Consider the following 19,240-nt stretch of genomic DNA (forward strand, 5'->3'; position numbering starts at 1 on the left):
TTAATTACCTAGTTGTTCAAGGGCAGACTTCGCTGCTGCCTGTTCAGCTAATTTCTTTGATTTTCCGAGACCAGTGCTGAGTTCCTTACCATCAACAGCTACCTGCATAGTAAATTCCTTAGCATGAGCAGGTCCAGACTCATCGATAACAGTATAAGTAATATCAACCTTACCATTGACCTGGAGACGCTCTTGAAGCGCCGTCTTATAGTCTATTACTCGGTCAAAGTTCCCCTTTTCAACCTGAGGAATCATGACCTGATTCAAAAATTTCTCAACAGCAGGCAAACCTTGATCCAGATAGAGAGCTCCAAGGAAGGCTTCCCAGAGATCACCGAGAATGGTGGCACGCTCACGACCACCAGATTTTTCTTCACCTTTACCAAGACGAATATACTGCTCGAATCCGCAAGCCTTTGTAAATCCGGCTAAGCTCTCTTCACGAACGATAGTACTACGCATCTTAGACATTTCCCCCTCCGGTTTGTTAGGATAACGATTGTAAAGGTAAACAGAAATGACTAATTGCAGAGCCGCGTCTCCTAAAAATTCCAAACGTTCATTATGTGAAATGTTTAGGAGGCGGTGCTCATTGGCATATGAGGTATGTGTAAATGCGGTTTCTAAAAGGTCCTTTTGGCTAAAAACAATACCAAAGTCCTGTTCAAGTTTTTGTTCAAGTTGATTCATAAAACATCCTTTCTTTTTAAACACACTAACTATAATTATATCAAAAAAAGCAGATTTTCATGATGGAAAAACTGCTTTTAGTAGCTATATCTGCGGATTTAGTGAGAGGTAACCAATTGCACTAAAAAAAGCTAAGCAATGCTCAACTTCATTTTCTTAATAATCTGGACGAACAACACCTGTAACGGTTTCACGTGTTGCTTCGACATCTTCTTCAAGGACAACCTTGATGATACGTTTAGCTTCTTCTGAAGTACATGCAACCAATGGCAAACGAAGTGGTCCAACTTCCAAACCAAGATGGTTGAGAACAGCCTTGACAGGTGCAGGACTTGGTACTGAGAAGAGAGCGTTAACTTTAGGAATGAATTTACGTTGGATAGCTGCTGCCGTCTTGAGGTCACTATTTTCAATAGCTTTAAGCATGGCATGCATCTCATCACCATTTGTATGAGAGGCTACTGAGATAACACCATTAGCTCCAAGGTTCATTGCGTGGAAGGCATCTCCATCTTCACCAGTATAAACTAAGAAATCTTCAGGTTTGTGCTCAATAAGGTAGGCCATGTTGGCAAGACTGGTACATTCTTTAACACCAATGATATTTGGATGTTCAGCCAAACGAAGCATGGTATCTGGAGTCATTTCAACAACTACACGACCAGGAATGTTGTAGATGATAATTGGCAAATCAGAAGCATCTGCAATAGCTTTGAAATGTTGGTACATACCTTCTTGTGATGGCTTGTTGTAGTAAGGCACGATAGCAAGACCTGCTGCGAAACCACCAAATTTAGCAACTTCTTTAGCAAACTCGATAGAGTCACGCGTATCGTTGGTACCGACACCAGCAATCAGTGGTACACGACCATTGACAATCTTTTGAACAGCCGCAAAGAGTTCCAACTCCTCATCATGAGTAAGCGTTGGGCTTTCAGCAGTTGTTCCTGCCAAAAGAAGAGCTTCCGTATGGTGAGCCAATAGATGCTCAATCAAGTCTGGAAGAGCATCATAGTTGATAGATCCATCCTCATGGAAAGGTGTAATTAGGGCTGTGATCAGTTTGACATCTCTTAATTGATCAATTGACATAGTATTCTCCTTCAACCGTTTTCTAATCCTTTCCATTTTACCATAATTTTGACCAGACAGACAGATAAGTTGACAATTTTCTGAAAACGTGATGTCACATTGTTTCCAATTTTTGGTGATTTACACAAAAAAATAGAGAGATATGTCTACCTGTTTCATTGCAATCAGCTTTAAGTTAGTATTAACATACAACACTAAAACCTTACTAGTCCCTAAGCCATGGCGCAGTGGTTAATTGGAAACATTCATGTTTACAACATTCGTACTTCCTAATCAACTGTTCGGGGGCGAAACTACGAAATCAAACTCTTCGAGTTACTGATTTCTGTTTCGCTCCCTATTTCAATTCAAATTTTAATTCTGATGTTGGGCGTACAAGTCCACGTTCGTGTAGAGTTTCTGCAATTTGGACTGAGTTCCAAGCAGCACCTTTGAGGAGGTTATCTGAAACAACCCACATGTGTATACCTTTTTCAGCATCCAAGTCTTTACGGATACGTCCGACAAAGGTATCACGTGATCCAACAGCATTAACGGCTTGTGGGTAGACTTGGCTTGCAACGTCATCTTCAAGGACCGCACCTGGGAATGCTGCAATAGCGGCTTTCACTTCATCAATTGGTGCCACTGCTTTTGTTTCAATGTAGACAGACTCTGAGTGAGCTGACAAGACTGGAATACGTACACATGTTGCTGATACGGCAATGCTATCGTCTTCCATGATTTTCTTAGTTTCGTTTGTCATCTTCATTTCTTCGTAAGTATAGTCATTTTCAGTGAAGACATCTATTTGAGCCAAGGCGTTAAAGGCGATTGGGTAATGCTTCTTATCGCCACCACATGGCAAGATTTCAGCTTTAACATCACGTGGGTTAACGCCGTCATTCAAAACTTCTTTCAACTCACGTTGTGTTTCAAGGATTGCTCCCATACCAGCACCTGATACAGCTTGATAAGTTGACACGATGATACGGTCCAAGCCCCATTTTTGACGAACTGGCTCAAGTGCCACCATCATTTGGATAGTTGAACAGTTAGGACAAGCGATAATACCGTTGTGAGCATCAAGCGCATGTGCATTGACCTCAGGTACAACCAATGGCACATCTGGATTTTGACGGAAGTAAGATGTGTTATCAACGACTACTGCACCGGCTTTAACAGCGTATGGTGCATATTTAGCAGAGGTAGATCCACCAGCTGAGAAAAGTGCAATGTCTACACCTTCAAATGCGTCTTCCGTCGTTTCTTCGATGGTCACGTCTTGACCTTTAAACTGCAAGACTTTTCCTGCAGAACGAGCAGACGCAAGGTAGCGAATTTTATCGATTGGAAGTGGTGATTCTTCCAACATTTTGATCATTTGAGCACCAACGGCACCTGTAGCACCGACAACAGCGACTGTGTATCCCATAGTAAAACCTCTTTTGGAATTTTCTATCAATTTAGTTTAATAAATCTATTATACTATGTTTAAACCCAGTTGAAAAGGGTTAAAAGAGCAAGAATAACAGAAAAATCCCCTACCAAACGGCAAGGGATAAGAGGCATCTTTCGATGAGAGTAGCAGGTTCACACAACTACTCAAGGTCCGCTCCTGCGTTACAATTTAATGTTGACCTCCTCAGCGCAAAAGGCTCTAAAGAGCCAATCGACTCATCGCATACTCCTATTCTAACATAATAGGTAACAGAGTCAAGCGGTTGAGTTCTACAAATACTTTCTTGCTTCCCTAATACTAAGAGATGTCATTTGACTAGCATGGTGATCAATAAATCACGGACCCAATCAGGATTTACCTTTGAATAATTGCGCAAGCTCCAACCGAAAGCCTTGGTAATGAAAAACTCAGTCTGTCCAAAGTTATTACAAATAACCTCAGCTAAAAGGTCTGTATCTGTCAATTCTTTACGTATAAGCTGGTGGTCAATGGCAATACGTCTCAACCAAAAATCCTCATCCAGACTCCATTGGCGCATGAAGTCCTTAGTTTCTGGATAGTGAAAAGTAATCTCCCCGATAATACGGTCTAATTGATCTATACTATCCCACCATGATTTGGTTTGAGCTAATTCCTTTAGCTTTGAAAAATCTTCAGGTCTAAACTCCTTCTTCTTTTTGTCCAGATAATCCATAGCAATATATTGAAACTCACGGTAGGGGTGTTGCCAACACTCTTCCATAAAAGTCCAGTCAATTGGATCCTTAATAAAAGGCTTAAAAAACTCTCTTTCAATCTTTCTGAGAATTGTTTTTTTGAACGCCAAGAAACCTGAATTTATTTTTCATATAGGCTTCCATGTGTGTACTTTAGCTGAGTCAGCTTGGTCCTCTTACAGTTTTAAAAGGATTTTTACCCATTTAGAAGGTTTCTGAGGCAATAGTCGGGCACTTGTTGTTTGGGACGTATAGGCTCCTTTACTACAAAGAAATTGGTTCACAGTTTAGAGCTTTTTCTACAGTTTCTCAAATATTAGTATCAATCTATCATTGTCAGATTGCATAATTAATTTGTCAACTTTGACTAGACATTTCCAGACTTCTACCGTATTTTTCTGACAGGACCATCTATGGTCTTTTGCATCCAGACGATATCATGCCATTGTTCAAACTTGTAACCAACTTTTGGAAAATGAGCCACTTGGATATAACCGCGTTTTTCATGCATGGCAATACTAGCCTCGTTCGGAACAGCAATACAAGCTAAGAATCGCAAAAAGCCTCGTTTTTCAAGTTCCTCTTCGAGAGCACCATAGAGCTGGCTCCCCAAACCCCGACCACGCGCATCTTCATTCAGATAGATAGACAATTCTGTCGTCCAATCATAGGCTGTTCGAGCATAGTAGGGTGAGGCATAAGCATAACCGAGAACTTGTCCATCCTCTTCTGCTACTAGATAGGGGTATCTTTCAATCGTATTGCTGATGCGTTTTTCAAACTCTTGAACACTAGGAACCTCATATTCAAAGGTAATCGCCGTCTTCTCAACATAGGGTGCATATATGGCCTGAATAGCTTGTGCATCAGCCAAGTTGGCTGGACGAATGGTTATCATCAATTTCTCCTTCGGACTTCATTATCTTTATTTTAAACGGCTCTATAATTTCTGTAGTGGGTAAAACCACTGTAGAGATTATAGAGCTTTTTAAGTATACACAAAAAGTCCCATAAGAACTATAATAAAGAGCGACAAAACCATCATTAGGAAGAACTCATGAGGCTTATTAAGAATACCACAGAATTAATCGGAATTAAAGACCCTAACATCATTATTCTCTTGTTTTTGAAACGGATACTCATATTGAGGTTCAAGCAAAACTGGATTATCCTGTATACGAAACTACTTTTTGAAGTATCCATTGGAAATCCGACAACAGGTACAATTTATCACGATGGATATGTCTGGAGCTTATATTCCACTGGCTCGCAAACTCTTTCCTAACGCCAAAAATCGTTCCTGATCGATTTCACATTATCCAGCACCTTGGACGTGCCTTTTTAAAGACAAGAATTGCCATTATGAACCAGTTTAATAAGAATTCACTACCTTATTGAGATTTAAAAAATCACTGGCGACTTTTTCAAAAGGACAGTCGTAAGCGATCTCTCAACTCCTTCTATTCAAAGACCTTCAGACAAACTTTAGTACCACATGAAATCATTGAGAAGACATTGGTATTTTCAGAAGAGATCGCTAATGCCTACAAACTTTATCAGCTTTTACTTTTCACTTTCAGGAGAAGAGAGTAGATTAGTTCTTTGAGTTAATAGAGGAGAACATAAGCAAGGTCAATCATTATCTTCAAACTGTCTTTAGGACTTTTCTTAGACACAAGAAATCCATCAAAAACGCACTAGAAACAGACTATTCAAACGCGAAACTTGAAGCGACTAACAAGTTGATTAAAGACATCAAACGGTTGGGCTTTGGTTTTAGAAACTTCATCAACTTTAGGAAGCGTGTCTTCATCACTCTGAACATACAAAAAGAGAAAACCTATCCGGTCCTCTCTAGATGTTAGATTTTCGTAACCCACTACAGTTGACAAGGAGCCTTTTAAACTTTTAAAAAAAGAGGGCTCAACCCTCTTCTTACAAAAATTGACATTACATCAATGGCGCAACTAGTCTGGCCAATAAACCTAGGGTCTTTTGATAGAATGGAAGATTTTTAACATCAGTCGTGCTGACTCGGTGACACTGGTCTTTTGTCGCTTGGAAATCTTCCTCAATATCAAGAACCGAAGAAGTCCCATAAAGATAGGTCGCACACTCAAAATGATGATATAGACTTCGGTAATCTAAATTAATCGTTCCTACAACAGCCCTACTATTATCACTTACAAAGACCTTAGCATGAATAAATCCAGGGGTGTACTCATAGATTTTAACGCCAGAGGCCAGCAGTGTTGGGTAGTAGGTCTTAGCTAGGTAGTAAGCTGACTTTTTATCAGGAATACCAGGCATGATGATAGTAACGTCTACCCCACGCTCAGCCGCAAATTTCAATGCATGTAATAACTCACCATCTAAAATAAGATAAGGTGTCATGATATGAACAAAATCACGGGCATGGTTAAGAATATCAATATAGACATTCTTACCAACTTTATCCTTGTCTAATGGAATATCTCCATAAGGAACAACAAAGCCAAGAGTGTCAAAGCACTCATGTTCAACCATATACGGTGTCACATCTAGCAGTTCATGAGAGTAGGTCCACATCTGCAGAAATAGGACTATGAAAGTATCAACCGCTGGCCCCTCCAGCATAAGGGCGGTATCTTTCCAATAACCAAAACGCTCAATCTTGTTAATATACTCGTCAGCTAAATTAACCCCACCTGTGAAAGCAACCTTACCATCAATCAGCAAAATTTTTCTATGGTCACGGTAATTATAATAGGTCGACAAGAATGGCGTCACTGATGCAAAAACACGAGACTGAATTCCTATATTTTGCAAACGTTTCTTATAGTCGAAACTTAAGGTTGAGAATTCATTCATGCCATCATACAGTACTCGAACTTCCACCCCTTCTTGAACCTTCTGTTTCAAGATTGCTAGGATTTCACCCAACATCTCACCTTCACCAATGATGAAATATTCCAAGAAAATATACTTCTCTGCTTTAAGGAGCTGTTTCTTCATTTCTTCAAACTTGTCTTCACCACTTGGGAAATAGGTCGTCTTCGTGTGACGATAAACTGGAAAAGAACCATTCACATTTTCAAGATATTGGACCAAGTTATAGTTGCTCGTGTGACGCTGCTTAAGCTCTTCGAGGGCCTGATTATCCTGTTTCAGAATACCAGAACTGCGGTCAATATTGCTCTGAATAGCACGCTTCATCCCTGTGTAACCTATATCAAGTTTCGTATAAGCCAAGAGCAAGGCTCCGATAATTGGAAAAGGCAATACAATCAGGAGCCAAGTGTTGACGGCTGTTGGTTCCATATCACTTTGGAAGAGATAGATAATGGCCAGAATACAAAGGACTACTTCTGTTACTTGCAGGTGTATCCTATATTGATGCAACCAGAGGTAAGACATGGCCACAACAACAAGCTGCAGTATAATGATTAAGAAGATAATCGTAGCACGACTAAATATTCCACGAAGAAAGCCTCGACGACTCTTATCATAAAGACGTTCAATTTTAGCTTCGTTTTTGATAGCATGACTCCTTTCCCTTTTTAAATAATCTTATTATAACAAAAAATGACTTAATTAATTTAAATTTTCTTTAATGACTATCTTGGCTCAACTTATCTAATAAAGCTTGAGCTACTTTTTCAGGAATTCCAAGAGCTTGGATGTCTTCGACACTGGCTTGTTGGATAGCCGTCATTGATTTGAAGTTTTTGAGGAGTTTTTGTTTGCGTTTAGGTCCCAACCCCTCCACGCCATCAAGTTTGGAACTGAAACTATTCTTACTACGGACTTGTCGATGGAAGGTGATGGCAAAGCGGTGTACTTCATCCTGAATACGGTGAAGGAGGAAAAATTCCTCGGATTGACGTGGCAAATCAATGACTCGCAAGGGATCTCCAAAGAGCAATTCATTGGTTTGGTGCTTGTCATTTTTCTGAAGACCTGCAACCGGGATAGATAGATTCAGCTCATTACGAAGCACGTCCTTAGCGACATTGACCTGACCTTGACCACCATCCATGATAATGAGGTCTGGTGGGGTTAGACCATCACGTTTGACACGACTATAACGGCGACGAATGACCTCACGCATGCTGGCATAATCGTCAGGCCCTTCAACCGTCTTAATCTTGTATTTGCGGTACTCTTTTTTATTAGGTTTGCCGTTCTCAAAAACGACCATGGCAGATACAGGGCTCGTTCCCATGATGTTAGAGTTATCGAAGGACTCGATGCGAACCGGTGTCGGAATTCCCATGAGTTTGCCTAGATTTTCAATGGCTCCTTGGGTCTTGGCTATATCTTTTTCAAGAAGATCAAATTTTTGAGTCAGGCTGACACGGGCATTTTTCGTTGCCAGATTAACCAACTGCTTTTTCTCGCCTCTTTGCGGTTTAAAAATCTTGACTTCATCTCCGACCAGAGCTTCGACAGACTCTTGATCAATGTCTCCAGGAATAAAAATTTCCCTAGGCTTAAGATGACGACTATCCAGGTAAAATTGACCCATATAGGTCAGAAAATCTTCCTCAGCATCATTATAGTAAGGGAACATATTGACATCACGCTGGATGAGTTTCCCTTGGCGAACAAAGAAAACTTGAACACACATCCAACCCTTGTCCACGTAGTAACCGAAGATATCACGGTCCTGCATGTCCTGACGGATAACCCTTTGCTTGGTCCTCAGTGTCGATACCGCCTCAATCAAATCGCGATACTCCGCTGCACGCTCAAACTCCATCTGATCAGACATGTCCTTCATCTTGGCCTTAAGCTGGTTAACGATTTTATCATCATAACCGTTTAGAAAATTCTTGACATCCTCAACCAAACCTTGCCAATAGTCCTCAGTGGTGTGACAGATGGTGTGGGCATTACATTGGCCAATATGGTAATAGAAACAGACCTTGTTAGCAGGATTTTTACATTTCTTAAAGGGGAAAATACGGTCCAACAGCTTCTTGATTTCATTGGCTGCACCAGAGTCTGGGTAAGGACCAAAATAGAGACCACCATCCTTCTTAACCTGGCGGGTAATCAAGAGCCTTGGATAGAGTTCCTTAGTAATCTTGATAAATGGATAAGACTTGCCATCCTTGAGGCGGATGTTGAATTTGGGCATATTCTCTTGGATGAGGTTAATTTCCAAAAGCAAGGCCTCGATATTAGACTCGGTAACGATAAATTCAAAGTCTGCAATCTCGGATACCAGAAGCTCCGTCTTGGTATCATGACTTCCACGAAAATAGCTACGCACACGATTTTTTAGATTTTTAGCCTTACCGACATAGATAATATTGCCAAATTTGTCCTTATGGAGATAACATCCCGGGTTGTTTGGGAGCAATTCCAACTTATGTTTAATCAGATCGTTCATGCCCTCATTGTAACAAAAAAAGAGCAGAAAAGCTCTTCGAAATCATGGCTATCATAGCTCTACTTAGACAAAATTTTCAGGATTTCCTCATAGTTTTTGACTTGATAGGTTGGAACAGCTGGAGTCTTATTGACTAGGTTCCTTGGATTGAACCAGACACTATCAATGCCTGCATTATTACCACCTTGGATATCAGCAGTTAGACTATCACCAATTATGAAAGCTGAGCTTGGATGAAAATCATGGACCTGATTGGTAATTTTAACAAAAAAGTCTGTAGATGGTTTGTGGGCACCCACCTCATCAGAGATGAAAATATAGTCGAAGAAAGGTAAGATACTTGAAGCCTGCAGGCGGAAATGTTGGATAAAACCAACTCCATTAGTTGCTGCATAAATCTTATGACCACGATCTTTGACATCCGCTAAAAAGCATAATCTTGAGGAAGTTCCTGCCCCTGTTGACTCAAAAAATGTTGGTAACGGCCAGCTAAGTGACTACCATCTACTTCTTTTCCAAAGTGCTCAAAGAGACGTGAAAAGCGCGTACGAAGTAATTCAGGATTTGTAAGCAAACCATGGTTGAGGTCTTCCCCACATGGCACGATTCATGGGAATATAGTAGTCTTTATAAACCTGAATCTCTTGGGAAGCCACACCAGCCTCTTCTAGTAGGAAAGTTAAGGCCAAATCTTCAGCACGGTCAAAATCTAGGAGAGTGTGGTCGAGGTCGAAAAGTAGGAATTTGTATGGCAAGAGTAATATTCTTTCAGAATTCATTCTGAGTTGATTATACAACAATCCCACAATCGTTGACATTCAGCTGACCAACCATTAAGACTACAAGGTGATTACCTGCCTACCACCACATTATCAATGAAAATATTGACATCAGAGGTGACTTTTCATAAAAAAGTTAACGTAAAACATATAGGAGGTTAACATAAATAAACAAAACCTGTTCCATAATCTTAATTGCACTAGGTGCTGCCTTAATCGTAGCTCTATCGCCATTTCAGATTGCTTTAGGACCTATTTCCTATCACACTTCAAACATTGGTAATCGGCTTAATTGCTACACTTATCGCCCTAAAGAAGCAACTCTTTCCGTTTTACTTTACCTTTTATTAGGAGAAATTGATCTACCAGTTTTCTCTGGTGGCAATGATGGTCTTCACACCTTTATTGGACAAACTGGTGGATTTTTACTTTTCTTCCCACTAAGAGCATTAGTCACATCACTGATCGCAAATCGTAAGAAAAGCCTAATACAAATTTTCATCGCAAACTTTTTAGGTGAAGTGGTCATTTTCATCGGAGGTGCCATTGGCTTTATAATTTTCACTCACTCTCTTATCCTAACTACTCTAAAATTGGTAGTCCTACCATTTGTACTACCAGACTTCATCAAAATTACCTTAACAACACTATTTAGTCTCTTGTTACTAAAAGCACTTCAATCTCAGTCTTACTTTAAAATTTAAAAATAGCTAAAAACACCACTCAGTCTGAAGGTATTTCGTAAAGAAACGGTTCAGGTTGGGTGGTTTTTTCTTGTCCATTTTTGCTCATTTTTCTTTAGTTAATCATTCCAAAAATTTTATACATTGCTACTACTAAGTAATTGTTGAAGAAGTCTTAACATGTCAACAAACGAATAAATAAAGATGTATTTATTGAAATTACTAACGTTAATAAGCTAAAACACCAATAGTGTTAAATATCTAAACAGAATATTCCTTTTGGAACAACTCTTCAACAAGACAAATTATTAAGTTTGTCAATAAGCTTAGACCTACATTTAAGATAATTCCCCATAAAAGTTTTGTAAGATTCATCGTACGTAGCCCATCAAAGAGTATGACTCCGAGACCGCCTGCATTAATCGTTGCTCCAATTGTAGCGATTGCAATAATGGCAGTTGAAGCCAATCTTAAACCAGCGAAAAATGACTTTTGAGCTAAAGGAAATTGAATCTTTAACAAAATCTGCCACTTAGTCATCCCCATAGCCTTTGCTGCTTCAATAACATGTTTATCAACTTGTGATAGTCCTGACAAAAAAGTTCGAACTAAAATATATTGAGCATAAATAACTAAGACAATGATAGCTGTTGTTTGACCTAATCCCGTAATAGGTATCAAGAGAGCAAATAAAGCAAATGAAGGAATGGCATACATTAAAGAAAAAAGATAAATAGTAACATGACTAAATTCTTTATAAAAGTTAAGAAATATTGTAACAAAAATTGCTAATACAATTGCAGTAACTATCGCAATAAAACTTATCTCAATATGTTCTAGTAAAGCACTAAGAAATTCATCATAAGAATTTCTAAAAACATCAAACATATTCCTACCCCCATAAGCTTTCTTGGTTTTTGGCTGTATCAAGTAGTCGCTTAACAAAATCATTTGCAGGTTTCTTTAAAATGGCTTCTGGTGTATCAAATTGCGCAATTTTTCCTTCGTCCATAATCATAACTCGAGTTCCCAATTTAAATGCTTCGTAAATATCATGAGTGATAAAAACAAAGGTTTTATTTGGGTATGTTTTATGAATCGTCAACAGTTCTTCTTGTAATTCACTTCTTGTAATGGCATCGATAGCCCCAAAAGGTTCGTCAAAAAGCGTCACACTGGGATCTGCAGCCAAAGCTCGTGCTACTCCAACACGTTGCTGCTGACCACCAGATAATTCATTAGGATATCTCTTAGCATATTGATCATAAGGTAGCTTGATTAATGATAATAACTCTGACACACGCGCCTTTATTGTTTTTTTGTCCCAATTAAGTAATTTTGGAACAGTAGCGATGTTTTCTTCAACTGTCTGATGAGGAAAAAGTCCAATCTGTTGAACAACATAACCTATACGACGTCGTAACGTAATTTCATCTAGCTGATCAATTTGGCTACCATCAAATATTACAGCTCCTGAGCTGGGTTCTATGAGACGATTTATCATTTTTAAAGTAGTCGTTTTTCCAGATCCAGATGTACCTAAGATGGTAATAAATTCTCCTGTTTTTATCGAAAAATTAAGATTATCAATAACAATCTTATCACCGTAACGCTTTGTCACATGATCAAATTTTATTATTTCTGTCATACATTTTCTCTCTATTTGATTGTTTTATAAAATTCTTGTGCTACTCTTTGATAGTTTTGACCCTCTACATCTACTTTAGCGTTAAGTTTAGTCACAGTCGCTGTATCCAATTTTTCAGAAATTTTGTTCAACGTACTTTCTATTTTCGGATTAGACTTCAACACATCATCTCGAACTATAGGAGCCAAATTATAAGGGGGCCAAAAATTTTTGTCGTCTTTTAAAAGAAGATAATTATCTGTATTAACCAATTGACCTTCAGTTGTATATGCCGGAGTGACATCAGCTTCTTTATTGTCTAAAACGGTGTATTTCAAGCTATTGTCATAAACCTTGGAAGACTTCCATGAAAAATCTCCATAAGTTTTAGCTAATCCAGGAATACCGTCCTCTCTCTGATCAAATTCACCTTGAGAAGCAAAATTCAACTCAGAGGCATGTTTTTGTAAGTCTGAAATTGTCTTAATTCCCAGCTGATTTGCAATATCCGTTCGAATGACTAACCCTTGACCATCATTTGCTGAAGCATATTTCAACCAAGTTACCTTGAACTTTTTCTCATAGTCTTTTTTGACGGTTTCATATACTTTTTGAGAGTCTGTTTCCATCGGTTCTTTTAAGATTGAGAGTAAGCCAGTTCCCGTATATTCTGGATACAAATCAATCTCTTTATTTATCAATGAACGATGAATCAAAGAACTAGAAATGTTAGAAACTCTCTGAACTTTATAGCCATTATCTTCTAAAGCTAAGGCATAAATTTCAGCTACAACTAGATTTTCAGTAAAATCTTTAGATCCTATTCGTATTGTGGCATTCGTCTTAGAACTATTTACATTATGGGAATGTTTTCCTACAAAAACAAAACCCGTCACAACACCAATAATAATAGCTAGTAAAATTCCTAAAAATAATTTTTTACGCTTCATATTTTATAACTCCTTTTCTTGTGTTTTTCAATAGGCAAACGACTGATTAGTAAGTCAAAAAGAATCATACTTATAAACGATAATAAAGCGACCGACCCACCACCAATTATCAGAAGATCATAGCGATAAAGACCCAAACCTGTAAAAATGATTGTACCAAGTCCACCTGCACCAATATAAGTCGCAAGAGTGGCACTAGCAATTACTTCAATTAAAGCGAGTTTAATTCCATTTAAGATATGTTGACTTGCTAAGGGAAACCCCAGTTTATATAATGTTTGCCACTTTGTCATTCCAAGTCCAGTAGCTGTCTCAATTAATATCTGTGGAACCTCATTAAACCCCACAATAGTGTTTAATAAAATAGGAGGAACTGCTAATACAACCAGAGCAATAATTGCAGGTAACCGGCCTACACCAATAAAAGGAATAAGAATAAACAATAGACCTAAACTAGGAATAACTCTCAAACCCTGAGTACAAAAACTAGCAACCTGTTTTAATTTAGGGTTTGAGAAGCTAAGATAACCCAAAGGTAAACCAATTACTAAAGCAATCATCAAAGCCTCTCCACTTAACGCTACATGATCTCCAAGTATTTTGACATAATCCTTACCATGTTCTATAAAATACTGTTGTATTTGTTGAATGATCACCCTAATCTCCTTTTCATTACTGTATTCCCGTCTTTATCTACTAAGCTGAGACGTAATCTTTAGTAAATAAAGTTCGTATACAAATTTTTCCTATATCTTTTGAAATACCTCTAATAACCTGATAAAGCATATGATGGTCTTGTAAAGTACCGTATCGTTCAAAGATTATTTGGAATACTTCATGAGTTAATAAACCTAAAGGTCTTTCCTCTGGAAAACGTATAGATATGGCTTGAGTAGCATAAAGTAACTCAATAGCCAAAATTTCGTGAAGTTTGTTTACAATTCCATCTAGTTCTTGAAGAATTAAAGGTAGGTTGGTTTGCCTATCTTCCATTTCTCCTGCCAAAGGATAGGAAATATTTGATAAAGTTTGACAAGCATGATGAATCTCAACATCTAAGGTAGCAGCCGTCTTTTGCAAAGCTTGTAATCCGAAATATTGGTGCTCATCGGCAATTAAAAAACGACTCAAACCTGTAAAATCCGGATTACCTAGTTTAATCATACGTTGAATTGAAGCATTAGAAACATGACTCAAAGCAACGTTCAACATTTCAATCGCCAAACTAACATTTAATGTTTCAAAATGTGGTGTTGACAAAATACGTTGATTGTCAATATCAACCATTGGATTGTCATCAGATGACTCTAATTCAAGTAACAGTTGCTCCTCAACATACGATAAACTATCATAAGCGGCACCATGAATCAGTGTGGCATTTCTAAAGCTGAGAGGATCTTGAACCGTTTTTGTTTTATTATTTAATAAATAACTGTCCCTCAAGGCAGATTGAAAATGCTGACTACTTATGTTTTGACCATTGTGATGTTTCGCCTTAACCACCAAATCATCCAAAGGTGTTATATTTCCACCTAAAGCTTCTAAAGATAAACTACAGGCCAGATCAAACCAATACAAAAGATTTTTAATTTTTGGAATCAATAAAGATAATCGTGAAAACGAAACAGCATTTGAGCTAATTACCGCTAATCCATCTTTAGCATAAAAACGAATAGGTTTAAGATGAAGTCGCTTAAAAACTTCTCTAGCCTCATAGCGATTACCTTCATAATCAACAAGTCCTTCTCCCATTAATCCCAAACCTATATAAGATAAAATACCAATATCACCCTCACCAACAGAACCAAAGCCGTTTACAACTGGAGTAACTCCTAAATTCAAAAAATCAACTAAACGTTCTGGAATGGCAACCTGGATACCTGCGTATCCTTTAAGCATATTGTTAAGATGTATCAACATTGCTGCTCTAACATTATCAATAGATAGTTCTGGTTCAATTCCAACACAGTGGGCATAGATTAACTGACGATTAAATTCCTCAATTTTATCTTTCGGGATTTTTCTATCCTTATTTTTACCAACACCAGTATTAAGACCATAAATCTGTTGCTGACTATCAAGAACCTGTAATACGACCTTCCTCGAAGCTTTGAGACGATGATAAGCTTCAGGAGCTATTGTCACTTTTTCCCCCTTAACTACACGTTCAATTGATTCAACGGTCAATCCGTATCCTGTTAATTCCATACCTTATCACCTAAATCGTAACTTATTTGAAAGCATGTCTATACAAGTCTATACCTAAAACATTCTCTACTTCGGGGTAGACACTAGGATCCTTCACACCAGTACTTAACGGAAAATGTTTATGTGAAATTTTGAAAACAACAACTTCTTCGTCAATACTAATCTCGTCAGTACTCAAGGCCTTGGCATCTTTTGCCCTAAATAAAGTAATAACATCAGGATAAGTAGCAACACGTCCTAGTGCTTGACTATCTACAGCCATAAATTCATTTTGAACATGGAGCGTTACATTATCCGATTCAGTTTTTATTTTTACCTTACCAACATCAAAAGCTTCATCGGTGTAAGTCATATCCTTGGCAATAACCTTACCTTTAGCTAAAATTTCTCCATGAGTATGCTTAACAATAGCATCAATAATCGATGAACCATCTTCATTTTGATGTTCTAGTATGCAATATCCCAATTCAATAGCCTTAGATAAGCCTCCAATAACAGCATTCTGTTTGATATAAGATACTGTGAGAGGATGACGGGCAGCAGCAATGAAACCGCCTGATAAATCCGAAGCTATTCGAAGAATTTTCGAAGTGTAAGCTGCCGTTCCTTGCACGGATAACTCAATATGGCGACCTGTTTCACGACGTCCACCTGACACAGCTTGAATAGTTTCATAAGTCGTATCATTAGCTACACCCATATTTCCCATTTTTCCAGTAGGATGGGCTCTGATATCACCAGTAGCGTCAACAACAGCTAATCCCAATGCTGATGCTGATAGCCAACCGTTTGTCGAACTGGATTTTCCATTCTGAGGTGTTAATATACCTTTGATTTTTTCAGGATGGGGATGTTTCTCAAGGAGTAATTCTACCGCACGAATATAATCTTTTCCCAACATCTGCCAATCTGTTGTCCCAGCCGGTGCTCCAATTGCTGTTTGAGTGATAATCAAATCATCCTCTTCAAACTCATCAATAGTTTTTAAGACTACTGGAGATAATGCAACTGCTGCCTCTCCCATTTCAAGTCCGTGCTCATAAAAGCCACCGCCACCACTCGCATAAACGGAACCTCCAATACAAGCAGCTAACACATCGTTCTTAGTCAAATATTTTATCGTCATTTAAAACTTCACTCCTTTATAAATGAACACGTCTAATACGTTTTTGCTCAATCTCGTCTAGAGATGCTTCATAGCCAGCATCCGCATAGCGAAGAACACCTAAGCTAGTGTCATTGGTAATTGATAACTGGAGACGTTCAGAAGCTTCATGTGTCCCATCAGCTACAACAGTAATACCAGCACTCTGCATATAACCGGTGTATCCTCCTCCACCTGAATGGATAGCGACCAAATCTGCTTTAGACGATGCCGCTAACATGGCATTTAACAGTGGCCAGTCTGCAATGGCATCAGAACCATCTTTTAAATTCTCAGTCATAATATTAGGATGTGCCATAGCTCCAGCATCCAAATGATCACGTGTAAAGGCAACTGGTGCTGATAGAACACCTTCTGCTACTAAATCATTAACAGCTAAAGCTAATTGAGTTCTTTCCTCATGGCCTAACCATCCGATACGAGCAGGTAATCCTTGAAAAGGAACATACTTACGTGCTAATTTGATCCAATCTGTGATAATGGTATTATCTGAAAAGTGCTCTAAAAGATAATCATCAATAATGTGAATGTCCTTTGGATTCCCTGACAAGGCTATCCAACGAAAAGGACCTATGGCTCTTTCAAATAGAGGTCTTAAGAAAGCTTCTGTAAAAATAGGAATATCGAAGGCATTCTCAACTCCGAACCTTTTTGCCTGTGTACGAATATTATTCCCATTATCAAAAACTTTAGCACCTTTATTTTGGAAAGAAAGAATTGCTCTGACTTCTTTAGCAATTGAAGCACCAGCATCAGATTCTAGTTTCTTTGGATTTGACTGACGAACTCGTATCACTTTTTCTAAAGAGTAATTTTCTGGAACATAGCCATAAAGAAGATCATGAGCTGCTGTCTGATCACTCACAATATCAGGAACGATTCCTCGATCTAAAATATCTTGATAGACTGTTGCTGCATTTCCGATAACTGCAATAGAAACATTTTCACCTTTTCTTTTAGCATCATCTATCCACGACAATGCTTGATCTAAACTATCAGTCTTTTTATCAACATAACCAATTGATAAACGCTTATCAATATTGTCTTCATTAACATCGACAACAATAATATTTGCACCCGCCATTTTAGCTGCCAGAGGTTGAGAACCACCCATTCCACCCATACCAGCAGTAAGAATTAATCTCCCTGACAAATCATCGCTGAAATAAAGACGACTAATAGACTTAAAGATTTCATATGTTCCCTGTATGACGCCTTGTGAACCAATATACTGCCAATCTCCTGCAGTCAATCCACCCCAAGCAATTAAGTTTTTATCATACAAATCATAAAAATTTTCCGAAGTCGCCCACTTTCCAACTAAATTAGAATTAGCCATTATAACCAAGGGAGCATCTGGATGTGTTTTTAAAATGCCTATAGGTTTCCCAGATTGTATAATTAAGGATTCATCTTCCTCAATCGTTTTTAAACTTTCGACAATAGCTTCATACGACGACCAATCTCTTGCTGCTTTGCCTAGAGCACCATAAACGATAAGATTATCAGGATCTTCAGCATTTTCCAAAACATTTTCCAAGAGCCTAAGAAGCGCTTCTTGACGCCATCCCTTAGTTCTTAGTTGATTTCCTCTTTGTGCTTTTATCTTCATCCCTGTACTTCCTTTTCTTTAAATATGTTTTTTATGTTATCACCAAACAATTGTCTTGCATAAGCTATTTTTTTATGGCGCATCATAAATAAAAGTTATGACCGATTGTAAAAGTTTCAAATTATTCATGATTTATATTTCTCAATTGAAAACAAAAATACCTCAATAATTGGAAAAAAAGTCCAATCATTGAGGTACGATTTATTATCTTAGTCCTAGTATAAAATTAATATGATTTTTCTGCCTTAGTTGAAATTGCTATAGCCTTCTTCTACCCAAAAAAGGACGACCCGCAGGCCGCCCTCTCTGATTTATGAAAAATAAGTATTGCTTACTTAATAGAACATTATTATATCTATTGAACCTTAAAGAAACCTTAAAATAAGTTATTTTTTTTATGGTTTCAATAGATTTTTACTTAAACAGCGAATCTCTCTAATTCATGGTATACTGAAAATACAAGATTAATCAAACGAGGCGTGTTATGAAAAATTTAAAATTTCAATCCGTTTTTGACATCATCAGTCCTGTCATGGTAGGGCCTTCCTCAAGCCATACTGCAGGAGCTGTTCGTATCGGAAAAATTGTTTCGGCAATCTTTGGTGATGCACCCACTGAAGTAGAATTTCAACTTTTTAATTCCTTTGCAAAAACCTATCGAGGTCATGGGACAGATGTGGCTCTTGTGGCTGGTATTTTAGGTATGGAAACTGATGATCCTGATATTCCGCATGCGCTTGATATTGCACACGAAAAAGGTATTAAGGTCTACTGGAAGATTAACAAAGACAGCAATGTACCGCATCCTAACACCACTCGTATTACACTAAAAAATACTTCACTCTTACTAATTAATCTAATTTCAATTTTTAATTTAATCATAATGATAGAAAATTTACC

General features: G+C 38.1%; 14 protein-coding genes and 4 pseudogenes. 3 read left to right on the top strand and 15 right to left on the bottom strand.

Annotated elements, in window-relative coordinates:
* The 5 genes and pseudogenes from rnc to E3C75_RS09045 form a co-directional block, all read right to left on the bottom strand.
* Nucleotides 1–690 (bottom strand): ribonuclease III, encoded by a 690-nt coding sequence (rnc, locus tag E3C75_RS09025; protein WP_002951139.1) that lies wholly within the window; start codon nucleotides 688–690, stop codon nucleotides 1–3.
* A gap of 156 nt (nucleotides 691–846) precedes the next feature.
* Nucleotides 847–1,782 carry a 4-hydroxy-tetrahydrodipicolinate synthase gene (gene dapA / locus E3C75_RS09030; RefSeq protein ID WP_014608458.1) on the bottom strand — a complete coding sequence of 312 codons (936 nt, stop codon included), beginning with the start codon at nucleotides 1,780–1,782 and terminating at the stop codon, nucleotides 847–849.
* Nucleotides 1,783–2,119: 337 nt separating this feature from the next.
* Complete coding sequence (locus E3C75_RS09035; protein WP_111679637.1) at nucleotides 2,120–3,196, bottom strand: aspartate-semialdehyde dehydrogenase; 1,077 nt, start codon at nucleotides 3,194–3,196, stop codon at nucleotides 2,120–2,122.
* A gap of 296 nt (nucleotides 3,197–3,492) precedes the next feature.
* Nucleotides 3,493–4,133, bottom strand: a pseudogene (locus tag E3C75_RS09040) (DNA alkylation repair protein).
* Between the two features lie 191 nt (nucleotides 4,134–4,324).
* On the bottom strand, nucleotides 4,325–4,837 hold the full coding sequence (locus tag E3C75_RS09045) for a GNAT family N-acetyltransferase (RefSeq protein ID WP_011681320.1): 513 nt from the start codon (nucleotides 4,835–4,837) through the stop codon (nucleotides 4,325–4,327).
* 277 nt (nucleotides 4,838–5,114) lie between these two features.
* Here E3C75_RS09045 and E3C75_RS09050 point away from each other — a divergent pair.
* Nucleotides 5,115–5,797, top strand: a pseudogene (locus E3C75_RS09050) (ISL3 family transposase); the annotation flags it as partial.
* Between the two features lie 92 nt (nucleotides 5,798–5,889).
* On the opposite strand, the gene cls reads toward E3C75_RS09050, so the two are convergent.
* The 3 genes and pseudogenes from cls to E3C75_RS09065 form a co-directional block, all read right to left on the bottom strand.
* Nucleotides 5,890–7,440, bottom strand: coding sequence for a cardiolipin synthase (gene cls, locus E3C75_RS09055; RefSeq protein ID WP_172451571.1), 1,551 nt, complete (start codon nucleotides 7,438–7,440; stop codon nucleotides 5,890–5,892).
* 88 nt (nucleotides 7,441–7,528) lie between these two features.
* On the bottom strand, nucleotides 7,529–9,316 hold the full coding sequence (gene uvrC, locus E3C75_RS09060) for an excinuclease ABC subunit UvrC (protein ID WP_100262502.1): 1,788 nt from the start codon (nucleotides 9,314–9,316) through the stop codon (nucleotides 7,529–7,531).
* A gap of 59 nt (nucleotides 9,317–9,375) precedes the next feature.
* Nucleotides 9,376–10,071: pseudogene (locus tag E3C75_RS09065) on the bottom strand (YjjG family noncanonical pyrimidine nucleotidase).
* A 299-nt stretch (nucleotides 10,072–10,370) separates the two neighbouring features.
* Here E3C75_RS09065 and E3C75_RS09070 point away from each other — a divergent pair.
* The gene (locus E3C75_RS09070) at nucleotides 10,371–10,799 is read left to right on the top strand and encodes a biotin transporter BioY (protein ID WP_111679639.1); all 429 of its coding nucleotides are present in this window, start codon (nucleotides 10,371–10,373) and stop codon (nucleotides 10,797–10,799) included.
* Nucleotides 10,800–11,039: 240 nt separating this feature from the next.
* Here E3C75_RS09070 and E3C75_RS09075 read toward each other — a convergent pair whose 3' ends face one another.
* The 7 genes from E3C75_RS09075 to E3C75_RS09105 are packed head-to-tail and all read right to left on the bottom strand — an operon-like array spanning nucleotide 11,040 to nucleotide 18,340.
* Nucleotides 11,040–11,666, bottom strand: coding sequence for an ABC transporter permease (locus E3C75_RS09075; protein ID WP_111679640.1), 627 nt, complete (start codon nucleotides 11,664–11,666; stop codon nucleotides 11,040–11,042).
* A gap of 4 nt (nucleotides 11,667–11,670) precedes the next feature.
* The gene (locus E3C75_RS09080; protein ID WP_014727588.1) at nucleotides 11,671–12,426 is read right to left on the bottom strand and encodes an ABC transporter ATP-binding protein; all 756 of its coding nucleotides are present in this window, start codon (nucleotides 12,424–12,426) and stop codon (nucleotides 11,671–11,673) included.
* A gap of 11 nt (nucleotides 12,427–12,437) precedes the next feature.
* Nucleotides 12,438–13,355: a glycine betaine ABC transporter substrate-binding protein gene (locus tag E3C75_RS09085; RefSeq protein ID WP_014727589.1), complete on the bottom strand. Its 918-nt coding sequence runs from the start codon at nucleotides 13,353–13,355 to the stop codon at nucleotides 12,438–12,440.
* Nucleotides 13,352–14,008 (bottom strand): ABC transporter permease, encoded by a 657-nt coding sequence (locus E3C75_RS09090; protein WP_041829367.1) that lies wholly within the window; start codon nucleotides 14,006–14,008, stop codon nucleotides 13,352–13,354. Before E3C75_RS09090 ends, E3C75_RS09085 begins: the two co-directional genes overlap by 4 nt.
* 43 nt (nucleotides 14,009–14,051) lie before the next feature.
* Nucleotides 14,052–15,563, bottom strand: coding sequence for an aromatic amino acid ammonia-lyase (locus tag E3C75_RS09095; RefSeq protein WP_014727591.1), 1,512 nt, complete (start codon nucleotides 15,561–15,563; stop codon nucleotides 14,052–14,054).
* A gap of 22 nt (nucleotides 15,564–15,585) precedes the next feature.
* Entirely contained in the window at nucleotides 15,586–16,689 is a 1,104-nt protein-coding gene (locus tag E3C75_RS09100; protein WP_014608470.1) for a thiohydantoin desulfurase, read from the bottom strand.
* 16 nt (nucleotides 16,690–16,705) lie between these two features.
* On the bottom strand, nucleotides 16,706–18,340 hold the full coding sequence (locus E3C75_RS09105; RefSeq protein WP_014727592.1) for a thiourocanate hydratase: 1,635 nt from the start codon (nucleotides 18,338–18,340) through the stop codon (nucleotides 16,706–16,708).
* 484 nt (nucleotides 18,341–18,824) lie between these two features.
* Between E3C75_RS09105 and E3C75_RS09110 the strand changes: the two are divergent.
* Nucleotides 18,825–19,176: pseudogene (locus E3C75_RS09110) on the top strand (serine dehydratase beta chain); the annotation flags it as partial.
* Nucleotides 19,177–19,240: the final 64 nt, after the last annotated feature.

The organism is Streptococcus thermophilus, from assembly GCF_010120595.1.
GTDB classification, from domain to species: Bacteria; Bacillota; Bacilli; order Lactobacillales; family Streptococcaceae; genus Streptococcus; species Streptococcus thermophilus.

What these genes read in the sequence shown, in the direction of transcription:
- rnc (WP_002951139.1), bottom strand. Translation starts at nt 690, where the DNA reads ATGAATCAACTTGAACAAAAACTTGAACAGGACTTTGGTATTGTTTTT.
- dapA (WP_014608458.1), bottom strand. Translation starts at nt 1,782, where the DNA reads ATGTCAATTGATCAATTAAGAGATGTCAAACTGATCACAGCCCTAATT.
- E3C75_RS09035 (WP_111679637.1), bottom strand. Translation starts at nt 3,196, where the DNA reads ATGGGATACACAGTCGCTGTTGTCGGTGCTACAGGTGCCGTTGGTGCT.
- E3C75_RS09045 (WP_011681320.1), bottom strand. Translation starts at nt 4,837, where the DNA reads ATGATAACCATTCGTCCAGCCAACTTGGCTGATGCACAAGCTATTCAG.
- uvrC (WP_100262502.1), bottom strand. Translation starts at nt 9,316, where the DNA reads ATGAACGATCTGATTAAACATAAGTTGGAATTGCTCCCAAACAACCCG.
- E3C75_RS09075 (WP_111679640.1), bottom strand. Translation starts at nt 11,666, where the DNA reads ATGTTTGATGTTTTTAGAAATTCTTATGATGAATTTCTTAGTGCTTTA.
- E3C75_RS09080 (WP_014727588.1), bottom strand. Translation starts at nt 12,426, where the DNA reads ATGACAGAAATAATAAAATTTGATCATGTGACAAAGCGTTACGGTGAT.
- E3C75_RS09085 (WP_014727589.1), bottom strand. Translation starts at nt 13,355, where the DNA reads ATGAAGCGTAAAAAATTATTTTTAGGAATTTTACTAGCTATTATTATT.
- E3C75_RS09095 (WP_014727591.1), bottom strand. Translation starts at nt 15,563, where the DNA reads ATGGAATTAACAGGATACGGATTGACCGTTGAATCAATTGAACGTGTA.
- E3C75_RS09100 (WP_014608470.1), bottom strand. Translation starts at nt 16,689, where the DNA reads ATGACGATAAAATATTTGACTAAGAACGATGTGTTAGCTGCTTGTATT.
- E3C75_RS09105 (WP_014727592.1), bottom strand. Translation starts at nt 18,340, where the DNA reads ATGAAGATAAAAGCACAAAGAGGAAATCAACTAAGAACTAAGGGATGG.